The organism is Mesorhizobium sp. B2-7-1 (genome assembly GCF_006440735.1).
Taxonomy (GTDB): Bacteria; Pseudomonadota; Alphaproteobacteria; order Rhizobiales; family Rhizobiaceae; genus Mesorhizobium.
Genome location: NZ_VFUA01000034.1, coordinates 17,626 through 36,927 on the forward strand (window position 1 = coordinate 17,626; position 19,302 = coordinate 36,927).

Genomic DNA, 19,302 nt, shown 5'->3' on the forward strand with positions numbered 1-19,302 from the left:
TTTGGTGGGCCCGGAGGGACTCGAACCCCCAACCAAGCGGTTATGAGCCGCCGGCTCTAACCATTGAGCTACAGGCCCCACGCGGGCTGGCTTAGTGTTTTTCTTGTCGTCGCACAAGGCTTTCGAAAGCTCTGGCGGGAACCGTCAAAATCAGCCCATATTCGCTGCGTAGAGCGGCTTGCGCCCACAAGGCGCGTGAACAGGTCCAGGCCCATGCGCCGCATCGCAGGGAATCGGCGCCTTTGCGGGGTCGAAATGCGATGCGGCACGGGACTGAGGACCGTAGACTTCGAGGAGTTTTCATGACCAGACATCTTTTGCCCATCGCGCTCGCTGCCGCGGTCGCGTTCCCGGCGCTGGCACGCGCCGCCGACACCCAACCGCCGCCCCGCATCATCGTGTCGGGCGAAGGCGAAGCGACCGTGGCGCCTGACATGGCGATCCTTTCGCTCAGCGTCATGCGCGAGGCCAAGAGCGCGCGCGAAGCGCTCGATGCCAACAACGACGCCATGGCGTCGGTGATCGCGGCGATGAAATCCGCCGGCATCGCCGACCGCGACCTGCAGACGGCCGGCATCCAGATCAACCCGCGCTACAACTACACCAACAAGGCCGACGGCAGCCAGGAGGCGCAACTCGTCGCCTATCAGGTGACCAACACGCTGTCGGTGCGCGTGCGCAATGTCGACAAGACGGGCGAGATCCTCGACAAGGCGGTGTCGCTCGGCGTCAACCAGGGTGGCGGCATCACCTTCACCAATGACGATCCGAAGGCGACGATCACCGAGGCGCGCAAGAAGGCCGTCGCCGATGCGATGGCCAAGGCAAAGACACTCGCCGAAGCGGCCGGCATCAGCCTGGGCAAGGTGCTCGAGATCACCGACCAGAATGTCGCGCCGGTACCGATGCCGATGGCGGCCAAGTCGTTCGATGCCGCTCGCTCGGCCGTGCCGGTGCAGGCCGGCGAAAATTCCTACAACGTCCAGGTCACGGTCACCTTCGAGCTGAAGTAACAGCCGACCGGCATCGCAAGCGCGCCGCAGGCGTCGCAAGCGCCACCAACAAAAAAGCCCCGGAGGATCGATCCTCCGGGGCTTTTTTCGAGCCGCGCCTCACCTCGAGGGGCTCCGCTACTCAAAGTCGATCTTCAAAGAAGATCGTACTTATAGGCGATCCTCGCGGAGGATCGTCCTTTCGGCTCCTGCCTCAGCGATAGATGATCGGGCAGCCGCGCTCGTTGGCGAACACCACCACGACACGGTCGCCATACTGGCGGCCTGCCACTTTCACCGTGCGGCGGCTCATGTCGACGATGCGGGCGCGATGCAGACCCATGCGCTCGGCCTTATCAAGGGCGCGGTCCGGCGAGCAGCCGCGCCAATCGCGGTCGCGGTCGCGGTCGCGGCGATAGCCGTCATCGTCGCCGGTGTAGATGCCGAAACGCGGGTCGTGCCTGTCCCCGAAACCGAGATAGAGGCTGTCCGCATGCGCCGGAATGGCGGCGAAAGTGCCAAGCCCGACAAGGGCCGAAAGGACTGCCGTCTTGATCGTGTTGAACATCGTCTTCTCTCCTTGTTGTGGGCTTGCGCCCGTAGAACCGATGATTGGAAAATGCCTTTTTGTGTCTGAACTTTCCGCGAACCAGCCATTCATGTCCGGTTCATATAAGCGCGAACCCGCCAGGGTTCGTCGCTCTTATGCCAAACGCGAACCTGATCAGGTCCGTCCTTAACCGCGAACCCGCCAGGGTTCGTCGCTCTTATGCCAAACGCGAACCTCATCACGCCTCGTCCTTAAACGCGGACGCTTCGGCGTTCGTCATCAATATGCGTTGCGAACCGGTTATGCTTCGTCATCAAAACACGAACCCGCTGGGTTCGTCGTTCGTCACAACGCGAGCCCCCATCCAGACGCGAACCGGTTACGGTTCGTCATCCAATATATAATCAAAGTAGTCGTCCGGCTCGGCCAGATCGGTTTCCTTGGCCTTCACCCGGCCCTGGATCGAAATGCCGGCTTCGTGCACGGTCGCCGCACTTCCCGAGACAAGCCTGTGCCACCAGTAGAGATCATGGCCCTCGGCGATAAGCCGGTAGGCGCAGGTTTTTGGCAGCCAAGCGATGGTGCGCACATTCTGCGGCGTCAGGCCGACGCAATCGGGCACCCGCGCCAGGCGGTTGGCATAGTCGGAGCAACGGCAGTTCTGCGCATCGAACAGCCTGCAGCCGACGCTTGTCCAGAATATCTCGCCCGTATCCTCGTCCTCGAGCTTCGACAGGCAGCATTTGCCGCAGCCGTCGCAAAGCGATTCCCATTCGGCCGGGGTCATCGCCTCAAGCGTCTTCGTTTTCCAGAACGGCGCGGTCATTTTGGTGGATTTGGCCCTCCGCGGCCTTCCGGTCAAGCGCTACGATGACAGGTGACCCAGTATCAACATTAGAAAAACACGAAATAGCCTTCAAAAGGCCGGCCAGGCATCCTTGGCTGGCGCCAATGCCCGACGGAACCAATTGCGGTTGATGAAGGTTTGGGCAGGGATGGGACCCCACTAGGAGAAAATTGATATGAAACGCCAACCACGGATTCTGGCGGGCACAGCAATCGGCCTGCTTATGGCATCCGCGCCGTTGGGCGCGTACCCGCTGCAGGGGGGTGTCGCTTCCGGCAGCCTGCATGGGGCACCGCTCGTGCTGGCCCAGGCCGCTTGCGCCGAAGGCCAGTCGGCCGAGGAATGCGCGCAGGGCGGAGCCGAGCAGCCGCGCAAAAGGAAGCGCGAGCAGCAGCAGCAGCAAAGCGAGTCGGCGCCGGCCGGCGAACAAGCAGCACCCGCCGAGACCGAGCAGAAGCCACGCAAGAGGCGGCAAGAGCAGCAGCAGATGGATAATGGCCAGTCGGGGGAAGCTGCCCCGGCCGAGCAGCAGGTCAAGCCGCGCAAGAAGCGTGACCAGCAGCAGCAGATCGAGGCGGCACCCGCCGACCAGGGCGGCCAGCCCGCGACCGAAGACCAGCAGCCGCGCAAGAAGAAGCGCAGCCAGCAAAAGGAAGCGGCGCCGGCTGAGCAGCCTGCGGAGCAGGTCGCACCTGCCGCGACAGACCAGCAACAAAGCGACCAGCAGGGCAACCAGGGCCGCAAGAAGCGCAAGCACGATCAGCAGCAGACGGAGGGGGCGCCCGCTGGCCAGGCCGGCGAGCAGGTCGCCCCGACCGAACAGACCGCTCCCGCCAATGACAACCAGCAAGGTGGCAACCAGGGTCGTAAAAAGCACCGGCAGAACCAGCAGAACGAAAACGCCCCCGCCGAGCAGACGCAGACCAACGAGCCGGCCAAAAAGCTGGCGCCGGCAGGTGAACCTGTGCCGCAAGCCGAACCGTTGCAGAATGGCGAGCAGCCGGTCCAGGGCGAACAGGCCCAGGACAAGAAGAAGCGCAAGAAGCCGACTTCCGAACAGCCGGCAAATGGCGAGCAGCCCACGACCGGCGAGCAGCAACCCGCAACCGGCGAACAGCCAGCCAACGGCAGCGAGCCGGCGAACAACAACCAGCCTGCCAATAGCGGCAACGCCGCGCAGGGCGAAACCGCAAATCCGAACGAGGCGCCCGTTCTGGACAGCCAGAAGGATGCCGTGCGCAAGCACCGTGGCCGCAACGACAACGGCCAGAACGGCGGCGCCCAGACCGGCGGTGCCCAGACCGGCGGCGCTCAAACCGAAAATGGGCAGGCCGGCAACGGCCAGAACGACAATCAGGCCGGGCAGCAGCAAGGTGGCAGGCAGGCGCAGAGGCCGGCTCCGGTCGATCAGGGCCCGCCACCCACCGACGACAAGTCGGCGCAGCAGGCGATCAGGCCCGAGAAGATCGTCCCCGTCGATGAGGAGAAGGGCAAGCGGATCGACCGCACGCCCGAACAGTTTGCCCGCGACCGCCGGCGACCGCAGGGCGCCGACGTCGTGAAGCAGTTCGGCGACCGTGTGATCCTCCAGTTCAACAACCAGACATTCGTGGAAAGCAACGAGGCGCCCCGCATCACCCGCGGCGCCAGGGATGTCTACTACGAGGACCTGTCGGGCGACCGCACGCGCGAGACGGTGGAACGCGGCAACGGCGTCCGCGTCGTCACCATCCGCAACCGCTATGGCGATGTCATCCAGCGTTCGCGCGTCATGCCGGACGGCCGCGAATATGTGCTGAGCTATGTCGACGAGCGGCAATACCAGGATGACGGCGATTGGCGCGATCCCGGCGACGACCTGCCGCCGATGCGGCTGACCATCCCGCGGCGCGACTACATCCTCGATTCCGAGGATGTCGAGAGCGACGACGACTACTACACCTTCCTCGAGCAGCCGCCGGTGGAAAGGGTGCAGCGTCTCTATTCGATCGACGAGGTGAAGCGCTCGGCCCGCGTGCGCGACATCGCCCGGCGCATCGATCTCGACACGCTGAACTTCGAGTTCGGCTCGGCCACCATCTCCGACACCGAGGTGCAGAAGCTCGATGGCGTCGCCAACGCCATGGAAAAGCTTTTGAAGAAAAACCCGGCCGAGACCTTCCTGATCGAAGGCCACACCGACGCGGTCGGCACGCCGGAAGCAAACCTCGCGCTGTCGGACCGCCGCGCCGAGGCGGTCGCCGAGGCGTTGACCAACGCCTTTGGCATCCCGGCCGAGAACCTCACCACGCAGGGCTATGGCGAGGAATATCTCAAGGTGAACACGCCCGGTCCGAACCGGGAGAACCGGCGTGTCGCCATCCGCCGCATCACCTCGCTGGTCGCGCCGGTGGCGAGCAACAGCGACCAGTGATCAGTGCATGTCGCCCAAAGGTGTGCAGCGGTTTTGGGATAACGACATGCACTTGGACAGACATAAACCGTGTCGCGCTGAGCCCATTCAGCGCGACACGGTTCAGCGTTTGATTTTAAGACCCTGCCCGGATCTTTGGAATCAGTGCTTAAGGAAAAGGACCGTCCGCGCCGGACGGGCCTTTTCCTTTCCTGGCTCAAGAAGATTTGTCCTGTCGATTAGAGCTAACTCATTGAATTGCCGCATTGCGACACCCAGATTCTAGGCAGGGCGTTCCCTGCCCTGTCCCGACTCCAGCGGGACACACTGAGCCCCGCCGGGTCCCCTCCCCGGCGGGGTTTTTTGCCTTGAAAACTCGTCCCGTCTGGCCGAAATACCCACCTATCGCAATTTGACCGGAAGCCTTTATGAAGCGTCTCGAACTCGCCATCGAATCCGTCATCCTGGCTTCGCGCTGGCTGCTGGTGGTTTTCTATCTCGGGCTTGGCGTGGCGTTGGCGATCTACGCGCTGTCCTTCGGCAAGAAGCTCTACGAGTTCGTCATGAGCGCCTTCACGCTCGGCGACACCGACACGATCCTGAAGATGCTCGGCCTGATCGACGCCGCGCTCGTCGCCTCGCTGGTGGTGATGGTGATCATCTCGGGCTACGAGAATTTCGTCAGCCGCTTCGACGAGCAGGACGGCGAGGTCCATTGGCTGGGAACGATCGATGTCGGCTCGCTGAAGGTCAAGGTCGCCTCGACCATCGTCGCAATCTCCTCGATCCACCTTTTGCAGGTATTCCTGAATTCGGTGTCCTACACGACCGACCAGTTGATGTGGCTGACCATCATCCATCTCGCCTTCGTCGTCTCGGCGCTGATGCTGGCCTATATCGACCGGATCATGGCGCTGGCCAAGGGCAAGAAGATGGAAGAGTAGGCGCGTTGACCTTGTCAGCATGACACACCCCTGATACCATCTATTGGTATTGGAGCTTTATCATGCCCAAAAACACCTCTATCACCCTTGGCGATCAGTATGACACCTTCATTCAGCGACAGATCGCAAAAGGTCGCTTTGGATCGGCTAGTGAGACCGTTCGCGCAGGTCTTCGTCTTCTTGAAGAACAGGAACTAAAGATCGAGCAGCTACGCGCCGCAATCGACGAGGGCGATATGTCAGGCGATCCCGAACCATTCGACATTGAGGCGTTTCTCGAGTCTAAGAAACGTGGATGAAGCGGGCGGTCCGGTACTCGCCGAAGGCAAAGTCGGACCTGGACGGTATTTGGAATTATTCGCTTAACCTGTGGGGAGCAGAGCGAGCCGACGCTTATATCCGTTCCATCCATTCCACGTTCAATCTGATAGACCAATTTCCGGCGATAGTACGAAACGCGTCGGATATCCGACCTGGCCTACTGAAATACTCAGTCGGTTCTCACGTAGTGTATCTGCGGATGAATGAGCAATCCATCGATGTTGTGCGCATCTTGCATCAACAGATGGATTACCCCAGACACCTCTAGAAGGCTCGGGTTATCTTCGTGTCCGAATTGGCGAACACCTCGTCGGGCACGAAAAAGTCGCCAGCGAGCTGATCGGCCGCGCCCGGCGCGTAGACCGAAAAGTCTGTCACGCCTTCGGCGCGCAGCACCTCTTCGTCGATGTAGAAATTGCCGGTCGCCTCGCGCGAGGATCGCATGAAGATGGCGTGCGCGGCATTGGCCATGATGTCGGGTGAGCGGCTCATCGCCGCCACCGTCGCGCCGCCGAGAAGATTGCGCACGGCCGCGGTATCGATCGTGGAGATCGGCCATAGCGAATTGACGGCGATGCCGGCTCCCGCGAACTCGGCGCTCATGCCAAGCGTGCACATCGACATGCCGAACTTCGCCATCGTGTAGGCGACGTGGTTCTTGAACCACTTGGCCTTCATGTCGAGCGGCGGCGCCAGATTCAGGATGTGAGGGTTCTTTGCCAACTTAAGGTGGGGAATGCACATTTTGGAGACCAGGAAGGTGCCACGCGTGTTGATCTGGTGCATCAGATCGTAGCGCTTCATGTCGGTCTCCAGCGTGCCGGTAAGCTGGATGGCGCTGGCATTGTTGACGCAGATGTCGATGCCGCCGAACCGTTCGACCGTCTTGGCCACCGCGTCGGAGACCTGCGCCTCGTCGCGAATGTCGCAAAGCACCGGCAGCGCCTTGCCGCCGGCCTGTTCGATTTCTTGCGCCGCCGTGTAGATCGTGCCCGGCAGCTTCGGATGCGGCTCGGCGGTCTTGGCCGCGATCGTCACATTGGCGCCGTCGCGCGCCGCGCGCAGCGCGATCGCCAGCCCGATGCCGCGCGATCCGCCCGAGATGAACAGCGTCTTTCCGTTGAGCGACATCCTTCGCCTCCCTCTTAAACAGGCAGGCAAATTGCGCGGCGCACAGCCGTGACGCAAGAGCCGAAAGCAGTCGAAGCGGTTACGTTGCGTAGGGTAGCAACCTCGGTGGCACCGGACCTGGGTCACTTGAGATTCAGGTGACCCTACACCAGGACCAGCCCCTGCCGCATCGCGATTGCGATGGCGTCGGTGCGGTTGGCGGCACCGAGCTTGATCAGGATCGCGGCGACGTGGAACTTCGCCGTATGCACGGAAATGTTGAGCCGCCGGGCGATCACCTTGTTCGGCGCGCCCTCGGCAAGCAGCGCCAGCACTTCCGCCTCGCGCGGCGACAAGGCCGGGCGGGGCTGGTTGTCGTCGGGCGTCTCTTCCTCGGCAAGCTCGTCATCGTGGAAAGCGTCATGCGCGACCTCCGACGGCGGCGCCTTGCCGACGCGGTAGCCTGACGCTGCCAATCGCGCGGCGGCGGCGATCAGCAGGCCATCTGCGGAGAGGGGCAGCACGGCCAGCACATTGTCAGCCACCCGCTCGCTGCCCACCCGCCGCGAAAGCAGGACGACGGGCGTGGCCGAACTGACGACCCGGCTTTCCAGGCCGGCCTCGTCGGCGACAGCGACATCCGCCATCTGGCCGACGCCACTTCCAGCCAATGCCGGCGCCAGATCGTCGCTCGCGGCCAGCGCATCGGCAAGCTGCTCGGCGCGCCGGGCATCGCCGAGCGCCACCAGCACCGTCAGCCGGTGGGCTGACGGTTCCGGTCTTGCGATCACTTGTGCGGCGCTGCTTGCCATCGGCCCTCTCAGCTCAGCGGCTTCTCGCCGATAGTGATCGACACGTCGCGCTCCGCGCCGCCGCTCGAAACACCGAGCGTCACCGTTGTGCCTGCGCTGTCCGGCCCGAGCTTGCGGATCAGCTCGCGCGGTCCATGCACTGCCTCGCCGTTCCAGGCGATGACGATGTCGCCGACATGCAGCCCGGCGGCCTTGGCCGGGCCGTTCTCGTCGAGGCTCATCACCATGGCGCCTTTGGTGTCGTCATTGCGGATCGGATGCAGCCCGGCGCCGAGATAGCCGCGCGCGACATGGCCCTTCTCGCGCAGTGTCGCCACAGCGCGCTCTATCGTCTCGTAAGGCATGACCAGCGCGCGTCGGCGCGGTCCGAACAACAGCATGCCGATCAGGCCGCCCTTGGCGTCGAGCACCGGCCCGCCCTCGAAACGCCCGCCGGTGTTGATGGCGAGGTTGATGCGCCGGTCGATCGTGCCGCCGCGCATCGAGCGCCAGGCCGGACCGACTTCGCCGACCGTGCCGAACACCGCAAGCGCGGCGCCATCGCTGTTGCCGACGGCGAGTACCAGATTGCCGGGGCGCACGGCGCCGGCCTCAGCCAATTGCGGCAAACCGGCAGCCACGGAAGCCGGCTTCAACAGGGCAACGCCCGTCGAAGGATCGCGGCCGACAAGCTCGGCTTTCACGGTTTCCCCCGAGGCCAGCGTCAATTCGATCTCCTCGCCGGCTTCGACGGCTTCCTCGGCGGTGACGAAGTAGCCGTCGCGCCAATGGAAGGCGCTCGCGGTGCGGTGATGGTGCGTGACGAAGCTCGCCACCGCCGGAGCGGCGGTGGCCGCGACATCGGCGATCGCGTCGGAAAAGGCACTGAGATTGAAGTCGCTCATAAGACTGTCTCCTGGGTTCGGTGACCCAGATATCGCTCCGGAACGCCGCCGGGGATACTCGCCTGACGGCTAGTCGCCGGCCGGACTGGCCATCTGGTCAGGTCGCGGCGCCTGCGGCTGCTCCGCACATATAGTCATCATTCTACGAGGGAACACGCCCATGGCTTTCGCAGCCGAAAAACTTCCATCGGATGACAGTTTGCTCGACGCTTACTCGGCATCCGTTGCCGACGCCGTCGACCGCATCGGCCCGGCAGTGTGCCGCATCGAGCGTATCGGCGCCGGCGGCCATGGCTCCGGCTTCGTCATCGCGCAGGATGGGCTGGTCGTCACCAACTTCCATGTCGTCGGCGATGCGCGCGCCGTCCGCGTCACCATGCCGGACGGCGCGTCGCGCGAAGGCCACGTGCTTGGCCGCGACCCCGACACCGACATCGCGCTGGTGCGCGCCGACGGCAATTTCGCCGATGTCGCGCCGCTCGGCGATTCCAAGCGCCTGCGTCGCGGCCAGATCGCGATCGCCATCGGCAATCCGCTCGGCTTCGAATGGACCGTCACCGCCGGCGTCGTCTCGGCGCTCGGCCGCTCGATGCGCGCCTCGACCGGCCGGCTGATCGACGACGTCATCCAGACCGATGCCGCGCTCAATCCCGGCAATTCCGGCGGGCCGCTGGTGTCGTCGGCCGGCGAGGTGATCGGCGTCAACACCGCCATGATCCATGGCGCGCAAGGCATCGCCTTCGCGGTCGCCTCCAACACCGCCAATTTCGTCATCTCCGAGATCATCCGCTTCGGCCGCGTCCGTCGGGCCTTCATCGGCGTTTCCGCCGACACGACCAACCTGCCCCGCCGTGCGGCACTCCTGTCGCAAGTGACCACGAACACGGCGGTGCGCCTGCGCGGTGTCGAGAATAACGGTCCCGCGGCCAAGGCCGGCCTGAAGGAAGGCGACATCATCGCGGCAATAGACGGCCGTCCGGTGACGGGCGTCGACGATCTCGTGCGCATGCTCGATGCCGAGCGCATCGGCCGCGAGACGCTCTGCACGGTGGTGCGCCGCACCGGTATCAGCCAGGTGATGGTGACGCCGGTGGCACGGGCGAACTGAGACCAGCCGCCCAGTCTAGCTCCCCGCCGTACCCTCGGCGTATTGCGCCAGGAATTCATCGCTTGGCGGGATAGGCTTGATGACGTCGATCAGCACCCCGTTCGGGTCCCTGGTGATGAAGTGCCGTTGGCCGAAGGGCTCGTCGCGCAAGCTGCGCAGGATCGGCAGGCCGGCTGCGACGACGCGCTCGTAGACGGCGTCGGGATCGCGCACCTCGAAATTGATCAGCAGGCCGGTCGTGCGCCCGCGCCCCTCTTGCGGGATCGTTTCATGGTCGCCCTGGACGATGCCGAGATTGACGCGCTTGTCCTCGGCCGACTGCAGATGCATATACCAGTCGCTCTGGAAGAGCGCCTTGAAGCGGAAATGCTCGATATAGAAGGCGGCAGTGCCTGCGACATCATCCGTCATCAGCACAGGATAATAGCTCGTCGTCTTCATCTTTCCTTCTCCTCCCATTCAACATACAGTCTGTATGTAGATGCAAATAACATACAGGCTGCATGTATGCAACAAGAGTCCGGACGCCGCTCCAACCGCGACCGCACCGAGGCGACGCGCGCCGATCTGATCCGTGCGGCGCGAAAACTATTCACGGAAAAATCCTATGCCGAGACCGGCACGCCGGAGATCGTCGCCGAGGCCGGCGTCACGCGCGGCGCGCTCTACCATCACTTCGCCGACAAGCAGGCGCTGTTCGCGGCGGTCGTCGAGCAGGAGGCGGCAGCCGTGGCTGCCGAGATCGATCATGCCTCGCCGCCCTCGCTCTCCGCCCGTGATGCGCTGATCGCCGGATCGGACGCTTATCTGGAGGCCATGCGGGCGCCCGGCCGCACGCGGCTTCTGCTGCTTGACGGGCCGGCCGTGCTGGGGCGCGCCGCCATGGACGAGATCGACAACCGGCACGGCAACCGCTCGCTGCGCGAAGGCCTGGTCGCCGCGATGCGGGCGCAAGCGATGACCAGATTGCCGGCCGAGGCGCTGACCGCCTTGCTGGCCGCCGCCTTCGACCGGGCCGCCCTGGCCGTCGAGGCAGGCGCGTCCGGCGCGGATTATCGCGTGGTGTTGGTCGCGCTCATGGACGGCTTGTCTGCGGCCCCTCCTCCGTCCAGACGCCCGGCTCCATCTCGTTGAAGCAGCCGAGCTGCCGCTTGAACTCGTCGATCAGCCAGGATGCCGCCGGCTTGGGGCTGCGGTCGGCGCGGTGCATGGCATAGAGCGGCGAGCGCACCTCGCGATAGGGCTCCAGGTCGAGCTCCACCAGCCTGCCGCTGGCGAGGTCGTCGGCGATCAGCCAGCGCGGCAGGCCGCCCCAGCCAAGACCTTCGCGCATCAAGGCATGCTTGGTGCGCACGTCCGTCAACCGCCAGGTCCGATAGGCAAAGACGCCATAGTCGCGCCCGCGCGTCCGCTCCGACTGATCGGAGACGACGATCTGGATGTGCTCGCGCAAATCCTCGACGGCGACCGGCTTCGGCAGTTTGGCCAATGGATGGCCGGGCGCCGCGGCCGGCACCATCGAGGTGAAGCCGATGCGCAGCAGGGTGACGTCGGCATCGCCTTGCAGGCCGCCGAAGCCGAGATCCGACTGGCCGTTGACGACCTGATCGACGATCAGGCCGAGCGAGCCGATATAAAGCCGCAGCGTGACCGCCGGGAACTGGGCTTCGAAAGCCTTGAGCACGCGCACCAGCGCCGGTGACGGCAGCGCCACGTCGACAGATACGGCCACTTCCGCTTCCAGCCCTTGCCGGTAGCCGTCGGCGCGCGAGCGGATGCGCTGCAGGACGCCGATCATGCGTCGCGCGTCCTCCAGCATCGCCTTGCCGACATCGGTCAGCTGCGGCTCGCGCACGCCTTCGCGCTCGAACAGTTTCAGGCCGAGCTGCGCTTCGAGATTGGCGATGCCGTAGCTCACCACCGACTGCGCCCGGTTGAGCTTACGCCCCGCGGCCGAGAAGCTGCCGGTGTCGGCCACCGCCACCAGGATTTGAAGCTGATCCAATGTCGGGTTCGGCTGCATGCTTTTATATCCATTTTGTTGATGGATTGTATACACATTATACCAGTTATTCTGATGGAGCGGCAATCCCATATTGGGCTGGAAAGTTTCAATCCAACCCCAAGGGGACACCGCCATGTCTATTCTTCTCGTTACGTCCAGCCCGCGCGGCGCCGCTTCGCACTCGAGCCGCGTCGCCACCGATCTTGCCCAGAAGCTCAATGCCGCCGATCCGTCCAACACGCTTGTCGTGCGCGATCTGGTCGCCAATCCGCTGCCGCATATCGATCCTGACTACGCCACCGGCATCTATACGCCGGCCGAAGCCCGTACGCCGCGCCAGGCCGAGGTCGTCGGCGTTTCCGACACCGTGCTCGACGAGCTTTTCGCCGCCGACACCGTGATCCTCGCCACCGGCTTCATTAACTTCAACATCTCCTCGACGTTGAAGTCCTGGGTCGACCACGTCGCCCGCTCCGGCAGGTCCTTTGCCTATGGCGAAGGTGGCCCGAAGGGCCTCGTCAGCGGCAAGAAGGTCTACATCGTGCTCGCTTCCGGCGGCATCTATTCGGAAGGCGCCGCGGTGCAGATGGACCATGCGGTTCCGTATCTGCGCAGCGTGCTCGGCTTCCTCGGCATGACCGACGTCGAGGTCATCCGCGTCGAGGGCGTCGGCATGGGCGCCGATGCGGTCACGGCCGCGCTCGCCAAGGCCACCGCCAAGGTTGACGCGATCGCGGCTGCCAATGCCAATCAGGTCGCGGTCGCGGCCTGACCGCCGATGCCAGGAAATGAAAGAGGCAGGCGCCCGCCAGCGCCTGCCTTTTTTGCATTCGCTTAGTTGTGCCCCCGCCCTACAGCGGTGGCAGCACCACGGCCGGGTGGCGGTCCTCGCGCAGGATCAGCCCAAGGCTGTAATCCAGCGCCAGCTTCATGGCGCCGAGCGCGGTGCCGACATCTTCCAGCGCGCTGACGGCGATCGGCGTCGGCCAGGCCAGTTCGCCGGCCATGCGCTCGACCTCGGCCGTCATCAGCGCATTGCGCCCGACACCGCCGCCAAGCACGATCAGGCCCGGATCGAACATGCCGATGCAGCCGGCGGCGAGCCGGCCGATATCGGCGGCATGGCGCGACACCGCCGCGGCGGCCGGGCGCGACCCTGCCAGCGCCAGCGCGAACAATTCCTTGGCTGAGCTCGGCGGGGATCCTTCTTCCGCCGGCCAGGACTGCCGGCTGCGTTCGACGAGCGCCCGCGAGCCGAGATAATGCTCGAGCCCTTCGCGATAAGGCACTTCGCTGGCCGACCACGGAAAAGGCATGCGGCCGACTTCGCCGGCCGCACCCCCGGCGCCGCGATAAAGCCGGCCTTCATTGATCAGACCCAGGCCGACGCGGACGCCGACCTGCAGGAAGGCAAAGGTCTGGTGGCCCTGCGCCGCGCCGAAATGCATTTCGCCGATCGCCGCGCAATTGACGTTGTTTTCCAGGATGATCGGCACATCGATCTTGCGGCGAAGGGTGTGCAGCACGGCGTCCGGGCCGTTGCCCTGGCCATTGCCGAGGCGGCTGTGCGAGACGATGCGCGGCACCGCGACCGCTATGCTGCGCAAGGTGCGGAAATTCTTGCCGACCTTTGCCGGGATCGACTTGGCGACCGAGAGCACGACCGCGCCGATCCCGTCGGTGGTCGCCCCCTCCGGAATGCTCTCTTCCACCGTCACCAAGGGCTGGGCGTCCATCGAATAGGCGACGGCGCGCACTTGTGCCGCCCCGACATCGATGCCGATCACATAGCCGGCGCCCGGCCCGATGCCATAGATGGTCGCGGTCCGCCCAATGGCGCCGCGTTCGGTGCCGCGCGACGCGACGAGGCCGAGCGCGCTAAGCTCGGAAACCGCGGCCGACATGGTCGGCTTGGAGAGCTCCAGCATCGAGCCGAGCTTCGGCCGCGTCACCGGCCCCTGCGCGGCCAGCAGGCGCAAAACGGCGCGGGCGCTTTCCGTCAGGCTGGGGATTTCGGATGGAGCCATCTGCGACGCTTGTTCCGCCTTCATCCTCTCGGCGCTCGGCCGGGCGCGCCGGATCGCATACCACGAATCAACCGCGACAATTGCCATTGTGATGCGTTTCGGCGGATTGCGCGAATGCGCCCACTGAGAGAACAAGTCTGGTGTCCAGGAGAACTAAAGCTCCGTCGGCGACCAGGGCTTCAGCTTCGTGTCGGTCTGCCGATAGCGGAAAGTGATGTCGGTGAGTCCGGCCGCATCCTGCAAGTCTGCGACGATCATCTGCAGCGCGATGATCTCCAGGATGCCGTCCGCGATCGCATTGCCGAGCGCCGGGATGACGATCACGGCGAGCTTTTCCGTGGCGGCGATATCGGTCCGTCGCGTGATCAGAACCGAGGGGCAGCCGAAGCCGGCCATATCCTGCGCGATCTTGACCTCGCGGTCGTCACCGAAGGCGATAAGGCCGGTGGCCGCGTCCTGCGATTCCATTGGGCCATGCAGATAGTTCAGCGTGTCCCAGCCGGAGGCGGGAACCCGGACCGCCTCGCGGATCAGCATCGCCGCCTCGCCGGCATTGGCAAAGCCGATACCAGCTCCCACGATGTCGATGGAGGCGCGGCCGGCCAGCAACCCTGCCGCCCGGCCAGCGCTCTTCCAGCCGTCGGCCAGCAGCCGCCCGACCGCTGGCGGCAATTGCGTCCAGTCGAAGGCGCCGCCGGCGATCCTGTCGACCAGCATGCCGAGCGCGAGCAAAGTGCCGGTGTAGCCAGTCGAACTGGCACCATTGTCGGCGCCCGATTCCATCGCGATCACCGCGCCGGTTATACCGGCCAGCGGATTGTCGGCGCCACGGCAGATGGCAAGGCGCGGATAGGCCTTCGCCTCCAGCATCACGTCGGCGATTTCGCGGCTCTGGCCGGAGGCCGACAAAGCGACAAAGGCGTCCGCCGCCGCACCCGTCCGGCCATAGAGCTCGGTCGGCACGAAGGCCAAACCCCGCCTGCCGGGCTGGCGCAGATAATATGCTCCGGCGAGCGCTGCCTGATAGCTGGCGCCGATGCCGGCAAAGCCGATCGTGCCGCCGGAAAAACCCGACAGGTCGAGCGTGTCGAGCGCTCGCGCCACGGCCTGCCTTCCCAATTCCAGGCTTTCGGCCTGGCGTGACACCGCGGGCCGGTAACCGATGCGCTTCATCTTCGATATTCCCTCGATCCACCCTTCAGCCGTTGCCACGGCTCTGGCCAGCGACAAGGCGCCCGGCCAGAGCAACCGCGCCGATCACCGGCGGCTCGCGCAGCAGGACCACGCGGCTTGCCGGCGACACCAATGCCATCGCCACGACGAAAGCTTCCATCAGCGTCGGCTGCTCGGCAATGACGCCGCCGCCGGCAACGACCAGCGAGGCATTGGCGCCGCGTTCGATCAGCAGCGGCACAAGTGCCGCAAGCCCCTCGCCGCCTTCCTTGATGACGCGCGAAGCGAGCGGGGAACCAGCGTTCGCGGCATCGAAGACGGCGTTGGCGTAGCGGCCCCAGGCCGCGGCGCCCCTCGTCTCGTTGAGCAATATGCCGAGCTTGGTCTGGTCGTCGGTTCCGATCTCGCGCATCAGCATGGCAATCAGCGGATCGCCCTCCTGGCCGCGATCGAGCGCGCGGCGGATCGCCTTGGCGGCTTCGCGCACCAGTGCCGCGGCGCTGCCTTCGTCGCCGAGGATCCAGCCCCAGCCGCCGGCGGCAAGCATCTTGCCCTCGACTGTGCGCGCGACGGCGATCGAACCGGTTCCGGCCACCACCCCGATGCCGTCATCGTAGCCCGCAGCAGGCACCATCAGTTCGGCGTCGTTTACCACCTGCACGCTCGTTTTCAGGGCGGCCGACAGCAGCGCCTGGAACCGCCGGCACTGCTCGTCGGTGTCGCAACCATGCGCGCCGACCGCCATGGCGGCCGGGGCCGCGCCGTCGCAGAGGTCCATGACGATGGCCGCAAGCTTCGCCGCATCGGCCTCCATCTGGCGGATGCGCCACTCGTCGGTCACGATGGTCTTGTCGAACAGCACTATGTTCCCGCGACGCCCCATGATGCGCGTCTTGGTGCCGCCTATGTCCACGCCCGCCAACAGGTTCCGATCCACGAACATTCCCTTCGCCAGACGCGCCGCCGAAGCCCTGCGCAATGCTGCAATCACATTAGTTAGGAAACTTTACAAACTATCTTTCCAGACAGCAAGAACTATGATTTGATCGATCCCGTCAAAAGCGCATCAAGCGCGCAATGGGAGATCAGCAAGATGAGCAGGAGAAGGATCGGCCTGGCCCTCGCGGCCGCCTCTTTCGCATGGGGATTCGCATCAAGCGTGGCGCATGCCACCGACATCTCGTTCTGGACTTGGCGCCAGGAAGACAAGGCCGCCTACAACGAGCTCTTCGCCGACTTCACAAAGGCCAATCCGGACGTCCACGTGAAGTTCGAATCCTTCCCGGACGAGAATTATCCGACCATCGTCTCGACGGCGTTGGCCGGCGGCAAGGGCGGCGACGTCATCCACACCCACGCCTATGGCTGGCTCGAGCAGTTCGTGAAGGCCGGCTACTTCGAGCCACTCGATATGAACACCGTGCCGTCGCTCGCCAACCAGCCGGCGGACGCGCTGGTGTCCGGCACCTACCGCGCGGACAAGAAGGTCTATTCGCTGCCCTTCGCCTCGCAGACGCTTGGCCTGTTCATCAACAAGGACGTCTTCGCCAAGGCAGGGCTGACGCCGCCGACCACCTGGGACGAGTTCATCACCGTCAGCAAGGCGCTGAAGGAGAAGGGCATCTATCCCTTGGCCAATGGCATGGGCACCAGCTGGTTCAACGAGATGTTCGTGGCCATCTTCACCAACCCGTTCCTCGGCCAGGGCTTCGTCGGCGACCTCACCAGCGGCAAGGCTACCTTCAAGGATCCGCGTTATGTCGCGGCGCTCGGCAAGCTGCTTGAATTGCGTCCCTACATGCCCGACGGCTTCGAAGGCATCGACTACGAGACGGCCGGCCAGCTGTTCCTGAGCGGCAAGGCGGCAATGCTCGCCGGCGGCAGCTTCGACATCGCCACCTACCGATCGCAGAACCCCGCCATCAACATGGACTTCGTCGCCCCGCCGATGGCCAAGGCCGGGGACACGCCGCAAGCCACCAAGTTCTTCGACGGCGGTTATGCAGTCAATTCCAAGTCGGCCAACAAGGAAGCGGCGCTCAAGCTGGTCAACTGGATGGGCACCAAGGAGTTCGGCGACAAGTTCTCCGCGCTTCTCGGCAACATCTCGCCGATCAAGGGCGTCGTCATCAAGGATGAGCTGCTGTCGCATGTCGCCAAGTTGAACGAGACGGCGATGCCGCATATCAATGTCGTCTATTTCCGCTTCGAGAAGCCGACGGGATCGGAGCTGCTGCAGGGCGACATCACCAAGATGATGTCCGGCTCGATCGCGCCGGACCAGCTTGCCGCCGACCTCACCGACGGCCTCGCCAAATGGTACAAGCCGTTCCAGGGCAAATGAGATGACCGACGGCTGGCGCCACACCGAAAGACCTTTTCTGTGGCGCCGGGCGCTCTGGATTGCCGCGCTGCTGACGCCGGCGCTGGTGGTCATGGTGCTGTTCGTGCTGTGGCCGCTCCTCTCGGCCTTTCGCTTCGCCTTCTATGAGTTCAATGGGCTCAGGCCATCCGGCTTCATCGGGCTCGAAAACTTCCGCCAGGTCCTGTTCGAGAAGCCGTTCAGCGACTGGACCTACAATGCGCTGAAGCACAATGTCATCGCTTTCCTGGCGCTGATGGTCTTCGAGAACGGCACCGCTTTCCTGATCGCCTTCGCGCTGCTCAAGGCGCTTCCGGGCCATCGCGTCCACCAGGTCATCGTCTTCCTGCCGGTGGTGCTGTCGGCCGTGATCGTCGGCTTCCTGTGGAAGCTGTTCCTGCATCCGCTGTTCGGGCTGGTGAACCAGCTGCTTGGGCTGGTCGGGATCGGCGCCGTTCCGTGGCTCGGCAACGAAAACACAGCGCTCGGCAGCATCCTCTTCGCCAACATCTGGCACTGGCTCGGCTTCCCGACGCTTGTGCTGCTCGCCGGCATGCAGCGCATCAGCAAGGACATGCTGGAAGCCGCCCGCCTCGACGGCGCCGGCGACTACGCGCTGATGACCAAGATCGTCTGGCCGCTGATCGCGCCGAGCGTCACCATCGTCACCATCCTGACCTTCATCGGCAGCTTCAACTGGTTCGAAATCCCCTATGTCATGGCCGGCCTGACCGGTTCGCCTGGCGGCTCGACAGATGTGCTCGGCCTCTATTTCTACCGCACCGCCTTCGGCAGCACGACCACCGGCATCCAGGATTTCGGCCAGGGCAGCGCGCTGGCCGTGCTGATGTTCATCCTTGTCGCCGGCGTCACGGCAATAGCCCTGCGTTACCTGCGCCGCCGCGAGATCGAGCAGTGAGGGATCGTGGCGAGACCGTCAGGAACGGCGCCATCCAGCTCTTGCTGGCGGTCAATGCCGTCATCATGATCTATCCGCTGTTCGTCATGGTGACGTCGTCGTTCAAGACCAACGCCGAGATCTTTTCCTCGCCGCTCTCCCTGCCGACGCATTTCTCGACCGCCAATCTGGAGAAGGTGTGGACCGAGACCAATTTCGTCCGCTATCTGGCGAATTCGGTCGGCATAACCGCGGCATCGGTCGCGCTGATCCTGCTGTTCAGCACGCTGGCCGGCTATGCCATCGCCCGCTACCGGTTCCGGCTGAGCTCGCTCGTTCTGATGTTCTTCCTGAGCGGCATGACGGTGCCGCTGAAGCTCGCGATCATCCCGCTTTTCATCCAGTTGGATACGCTCGGCCTCGTCGACAGCTATCTCGGTCTGGTGCTGGTCTATGTGGCGATGGGCATCCCCTCCGCCGTCTTCATCATGACCGGCTTCCTGCGCACCTTGCCGCGCGAGCTGGAGGAATCCGCCCGCATGGATGGCGCGAGCGAGCTGCGCATCATGTGGTCGATCATGCTGCCGCTGGCGCGGCCGGCGCTGGTCATCGTGGCGATCCAGAACGCGGTGCCGATCTGGAACGACTTTTTCTTCCCCCTGGTCCTGATCACCTCCGACAATTTGAAGACACTGCCGCAAGGGCTGACCGTGTTCGTCGGCGAATTCACCACCGACTGGGGGGTGCTGTTCACCGGGCTGACACTGGCGGCGCTGCCGATTACGCTGCTCTACATCGTGCTGTCGAAGCAGTTCATTTCCGGCATAACGCAAGGCGCGGTCAAGTAGGCGCGGTCCAACAACGAAGTCAGGGCATC

Annotated in this window: 21 protein-coding genes and 1 tRNA gene; 11 read left to right on the forward strand and 11 right to left on the reverse strand. The window is 64.4% G+C overall.

Going from position 1 to position 19,302, the window contains the following annotated elements:
* Nucleotides 1–2: 2 nt before the first annotated feature.
* Nucleotides 3–78: transfer RNA gene (locus FJ471_RS15170), tRNA-Ile, on the reverse strand.
* A gap of 224 nt (nt 79–302) precedes the next feature.
* Between FJ471_RS15170 and FJ471_RS15175 the strand changes: the two genes are divergently transcribed.
* Nucleotides 303–1,013 carry an SIMPL domain-containing protein gene (locus FJ471_RS15175; protein ID WP_140804306.1) on the forward strand — a complete coding sequence of 237 codons (711 nt, stop codon included), beginning with the start codon at nt 303–305 and terminating at the stop codon, nt 1,011–1,013.
* Between the two features lie 193 nt (nt 1,014–1,206).
* Here the strand turns inward: FJ471_RS15175 and FJ471_RS15180 are convergent, their stop codons facing one another.
* Nucleotides 1,207–1,560 carry a hypothetical protein gene (locus FJ471_RS15180; protein ID WP_140804308.1) on the reverse strand — a complete coding sequence of 118 codons (354 nt, stop codon included), beginning with the start codon at nt 1,558–1,560 and terminating at the stop codon, nt 1,207–1,209.
* Between the two features lie 361 nt (nt 1,561–1,921).
* On the reverse strand, nt 1,922–2,368 hold the full coding sequence (locus FJ471_RS15185; protein ID WP_140804310.1) for a YcgN family cysteine cluster protein: 447 nt from the start codon (nt 2,366–2,368) through the stop codon (nt 1,922–1,924).
* Nucleotides 2,369–2,564: 196 nt separating this feature from the next.
* Here FJ471_RS15185 and FJ471_RS15190 point away from each other — a divergent pair, with 196 nt between their 5' ends.
* The 4 genes from FJ471_RS15190 (at nt 2,565) to FJ471_RS15205 (ending at nt 6,314) form a co-directional block, all read left to right on the forward strand.
* Complete coding sequence (locus FJ471_RS15190; protein ID WP_140804312.1) at nt 2,565–4,802, forward strand: OmpA family protein; 2,238 nt, start codon at nt 2,565–2,567, stop codon at nt 4,800–4,802.
* A gap of 407 nt (nt 4,803–5,209) precedes the next feature.
* Entirely contained in the window at nt 5,210–5,725 is a 516-nt protein-coding gene (locus FJ471_RS15195) for a TIGR00645 family protein (RefSeq protein ID WP_140804314.1), read from the forward strand.
* Between the two features lie 62 nt (nt 5,726–5,787).
* Nucleotides 5,788–6,024, forward strand: coding sequence for a type II toxin-antitoxin system ParD family antitoxin (locus FJ471_RS15200; protein WP_140804316.1), 237 nt, complete (start codon nt 5,788–5,790; stop codon nt 6,022–6,024).
* Complete coding sequence (locus FJ471_RS15205) at nt 6,021–6,314, forward strand: type II toxin-antitoxin system RelE/ParE family toxin (protein WP_140804318.1); 294 nt, start codon at nt 6,021–6,023, stop codon at nt 6,312–6,314. The genes FJ471_RS15200 and FJ471_RS15205 overlap by 4 nt, the downstream gene beginning before the upstream one ends.
* Here the strand turns inward: FJ471_RS15205 and FJ471_RS15210 are convergent.
* The 3 genes from FJ471_RS15210 to FJ471_RS15220 form a co-directional block, all read right to left on the reverse strand.
* Nucleotides 6,311–7,177 (reverse strand): NAD(P)-dependent oxidoreductase, encoded by an 867-nt coding sequence (locus tag FJ471_RS15210; protein WP_140804320.1) that lies wholly within the window; start codon nt 7,175–7,177, stop codon nt 6,311–6,313. The genes FJ471_RS15205 and FJ471_RS15210 overlap by 4 nt on opposite strands.
* A 143-nt stretch (nt 7,178–7,320) precedes the next feature.
* On the reverse strand, nt 7,321–7,968 hold the full coding sequence (locus tag FJ471_RS15215; RefSeq protein ID WP_140804322.1) for a helix-turn-helix transcriptional regulator: 648 nt from the start codon (nt 7,966–7,968) through the stop codon (nt 7,321–7,323).
* A gap of 8 nt (nt 7,969–7,976) precedes the next feature.
* Entirely contained in the window at nt 7,977–8,852 is an 876-nt protein-coding gene (locus FJ471_RS15220) for a S1C family serine protease (RefSeq protein ID WP_140804324.1), read from the reverse strand.
* A gap of 160 nt (nt 8,853–9,012) precedes the next feature.
* Between FJ471_RS15220 and FJ471_RS15225 the strand changes: the two genes are divergently transcribed.
* Nucleotides 9,013–9,960 carry a trypsin-like peptidase domain-containing protein gene (locus FJ471_RS15225; protein ID WP_140804326.1) on the forward strand — a complete coding sequence of 316 codons (948 nt, stop codon included), beginning with the start codon at nt 9,013–9,015 and terminating at the stop codon, nt 9,958–9,960.
* A 15-nt stretch (nt 9,961–9,975) separates the two neighbouring features.
* On the opposite strand, the gene FJ471_RS15230 is transcribed toward FJ471_RS15225, so the two are convergent.
* Nucleotides 9,976–10,401: a VOC family protein gene (locus FJ471_RS15230; protein ID WP_140804328.1), complete on the reverse strand. Its 426-nt coding sequence runs from the start codon at nt 10,399–10,401 to the stop codon at nt 9,976–9,978.
* Between the two features lie 66 nt (nt 10,402–10,467).
* Here FJ471_RS15230 and FJ471_RS15235 point away from each other — a divergent pair, with 66 nt between their 5' ends.
* Entirely contained in the window at nt 10,468–11,094 is a 627-nt protein-coding gene (locus FJ471_RS15235) for a TetR/AcrR family transcriptional regulator (RefSeq protein ID WP_140804330.1), read from the forward strand.
* On the opposite strand, the gene FJ471_RS15240 is transcribed toward FJ471_RS15235, so the two are convergent.
* Nucleotides 11,036–11,983: a LysR family transcriptional regulator gene (locus FJ471_RS15240; RefSeq protein ID WP_140804332.1), complete on the reverse strand. Its 948-nt coding sequence runs from the start codon at nt 11,981–11,983 to the stop codon at nt 11,036–11,038. The genes FJ471_RS15235 and FJ471_RS15240 overlap by 59 nt on opposite strands.
* A gap of 115 nt (nt 11,984–12,098) precedes the next feature.
* Here FJ471_RS15240 and FJ471_RS15245 point away from each other — a divergent pair, with 115 nt between their 5' ends.
* On the forward strand, nt 12,099–12,737 hold the full coding sequence (locus FJ471_RS15245; protein ID WP_140804334.1) for an FMN-dependent NADH-azoreductase: 639 nt from the start codon (nt 12,099–12,101) through the stop codon (nt 12,735–12,737).
* Nucleotides 12,738–12,816: 79 nt separating this feature from the next.
* Here the strand turns inward: FJ471_RS15245 and FJ471_RS15250 are convergent, their stop codons facing one another.
* The 3 genes from FJ471_RS15250 to FJ471_RS15260 form a co-directional block, all read right to left on the reverse strand.
* Nucleotides 12,817–13,992 (reverse strand): ROK family transcriptional regulator, encoded by a 1,176-nt coding sequence (locus tag FJ471_RS15250; RefSeq protein WP_140804336.1) that lies wholly within the window; start codon nt 13,990–13,992, stop codon nt 12,817–12,819.
* Nucleotides 13,993–14,145: 153 nt separating this feature from the next.
* Entirely contained in the window at nt 14,146–15,165 is a 1,020-nt protein-coding gene (locus tag FJ471_RS15255; protein ID WP_140804338.1) for a sugar isomerase, read from the reverse strand.
* Between the two features lie 25 nt (nt 15,166–15,190).
* Nucleotides 15,191–16,108 carry a BadF/BadG/BcrA/BcrD ATPase family protein gene (locus FJ471_RS15260; RefSeq protein WP_140804340.1) on the reverse strand — a complete coding sequence of 306 codons (918 nt, stop codon included), beginning with the start codon at nt 16,106–16,108 and terminating at the stop codon, nt 15,191–15,193.
* A gap of 150 nt (nt 16,109–16,258) precedes the next feature.
* Between FJ471_RS15260 and FJ471_RS15265 the strand changes: the two genes are divergently transcribed.
* From FJ471_RS15265 to FJ471_RS15275, 3 genes are read left to right on the forward strand one after another with little or no spacing between them, the layout of a single operon-like run.
* Nucleotides 16,259–17,509 carry an extracellular solute-binding protein gene (locus tag FJ471_RS15265; protein ID WP_140804342.1) on the forward strand — a complete coding sequence of 417 codons (1,251 nt, stop codon included), beginning with the start codon at nt 16,259–16,261 and terminating at the stop codon, nt 17,507–17,509.
* Nucleotide 17,510: 1 nt separating this feature from the next.
* A complete protein-coding gene (locus tag FJ471_RS15270; RefSeq protein WP_140804344.1) occupies nt 17,511–18,446 on the forward strand; it encodes a sugar ABC transporter permease in 936 nt (311 codons plus the stop codon).
* Nucleotides 18,443–19,273: a carbohydrate ABC transporter permease gene (locus tag FJ471_RS15275; protein ID WP_140804346.1), complete on the forward strand. Its 831-nt coding sequence runs from the start codon at nt 18,443–18,445 to the stop codon at nt 19,271–19,273. The genes FJ471_RS15270 and FJ471_RS15275 overlap by 4 nt, the downstream gene beginning before the upstream one ends.
* Nucleotides 19,274–19,302: the final 29 nt, after the last annotated feature.

What these genes read in the sequence shown, in the direction of transcription:
- FJ471_RS15175 (WP_140804306.1), top strand. Translation starts at nt 303, where the DNA reads ATGACCAGACATCTTTTGCCCATCGCGCTCGCTGCCGCGGTCGCGTTC.
- FJ471_RS15180 (WP_140804308.1), bottom strand. Translation starts at nt 1,560, where the DNA reads ATGTTCAACACGATCAAGACGGCAGTCCTTTCGGCCCTTGTCGGGCTT.
- FJ471_RS15185 (WP_140804310.1), bottom strand. Translation starts at nt 2,368, where the DNA reads ATGACCGCGCCGTTCTGGAAAACGAAGACGCTTGAGGCGATGACCCCG.
- FJ471_RS15190 (WP_140804312.1), top strand. Translation starts at nt 2,565, where the DNA reads ATGAAACGCCAACCACGGATTCTGGCGGGCACAGCAATCGGCCTGCTT.
- FJ471_RS15195 (WP_140804314.1), top strand. Translation starts at nt 5,210, where the DNA reads ATGAAGCGTCTCGAACTCGCCATCGAATCCGTCATCCTGGCTTCGCGC.
- FJ471_RS15200 (WP_140804316.1), top strand. Translation starts at nt 5,788, where the DNA reads ATGCCCAAAAACACCTCTATCACCCTTGGCGATCAGTATGACACCTTC.
- FJ471_RS15205 (WP_140804318.1), top strand. Translation starts at nt 6,021, where the DNA reads ATGAAGCGGGCGGTCCGGTACTCGCCGAAGGCAAAGTCGGACCTGGAC.
- FJ471_RS15210 (WP_140804320.1), bottom strand. Translation starts at nt 7,177, where the DNA reads ATGTCGCTCAACGGAAAGACGCTGTTCATCTCGGGCGGATCGCGCGGC.
- FJ471_RS15215 (WP_140804322.1), bottom strand. Translation starts at nt 7,968, where the DNA reads ATGGCAAGCAGCGCCGCACAAGTGATCGCAAGACCGGAACCGTCAGCC.
- FJ471_RS15220 (WP_140804324.1), bottom strand. Translation starts at nt 8,852, where the DNA reads ATGAGCGACTTCAATCTCAGTGCCTTTTCCGACGCGATCGCCGATGTC.
- FJ471_RS15225 (WP_140804326.1), top strand. Translation starts at nt 9,013, where the DNA reads ATGGCTTTCGCAGCCGAAAAACTTCCATCGGATGACAGTTTGCTCGAC.
- FJ471_RS15230 (WP_140804328.1), bottom strand. Translation starts at nt 10,401, where the DNA reads ATGAAGACGACGAGCTATTATCCTGTGCTGATGACGGATGATGTCGCA.
- FJ471_RS15235 (WP_140804330.1), top strand. Translation starts at nt 10,468, where the DNA reads ATGCAACAAGAGTCCGGACGCCGCTCCAACCGCGACCGCACCGAGGCG.
- FJ471_RS15240 (WP_140804332.1), bottom strand. Translation starts at nt 11,983, where the DNA reads ATGCAGCCGAACCCGACATTGGATCAGCTTCAAATCCTGGTGGCGGTG.
- FJ471_RS15245 (WP_140804334.1), top strand. Translation starts at nt 12,099, where the DNA reads ATGTCTATTCTTCTCGTTACGTCCAGCCCGCGCGGCGCCGCTTCGCAC.
- FJ471_RS15250 (WP_140804336.1), bottom strand. Translation starts at nt 13,992, where the DNA reads ATGGCTCCATCCGAAATCCCCAGCCTGACGGAAAGCGCCCGCGCCGTT.
- FJ471_RS15255 (WP_140804338.1), bottom strand. Translation starts at nt 15,165, where the DNA reads ATGAAGCGCATCGGTTACCGGCCCGCGGTGTCACGCCAGGCCGAAAGC.
- FJ471_RS15260 (WP_140804340.1), bottom strand. Translation starts at nt 16,108, where the DNA reads ATGTTCGTGGATCGGAACCTGTTGGCGGGCGTGGACATAGGCGGCACC.
- FJ471_RS15265 (WP_140804342.1), top strand. Translation starts at nt 16,259, where the DNA reads ATGAGCAGGAGAAGGATCGGCCTGGCCCTCGCGGCCGCCTCTTTCGCA.
- FJ471_RS15270 (WP_140804344.1), top strand. Translation starts at nt 17,511, where the DNA reads ATGACCGACGGCTGGCGCCACACCGAAAGACCTTTTCTGTGGCGCCGG.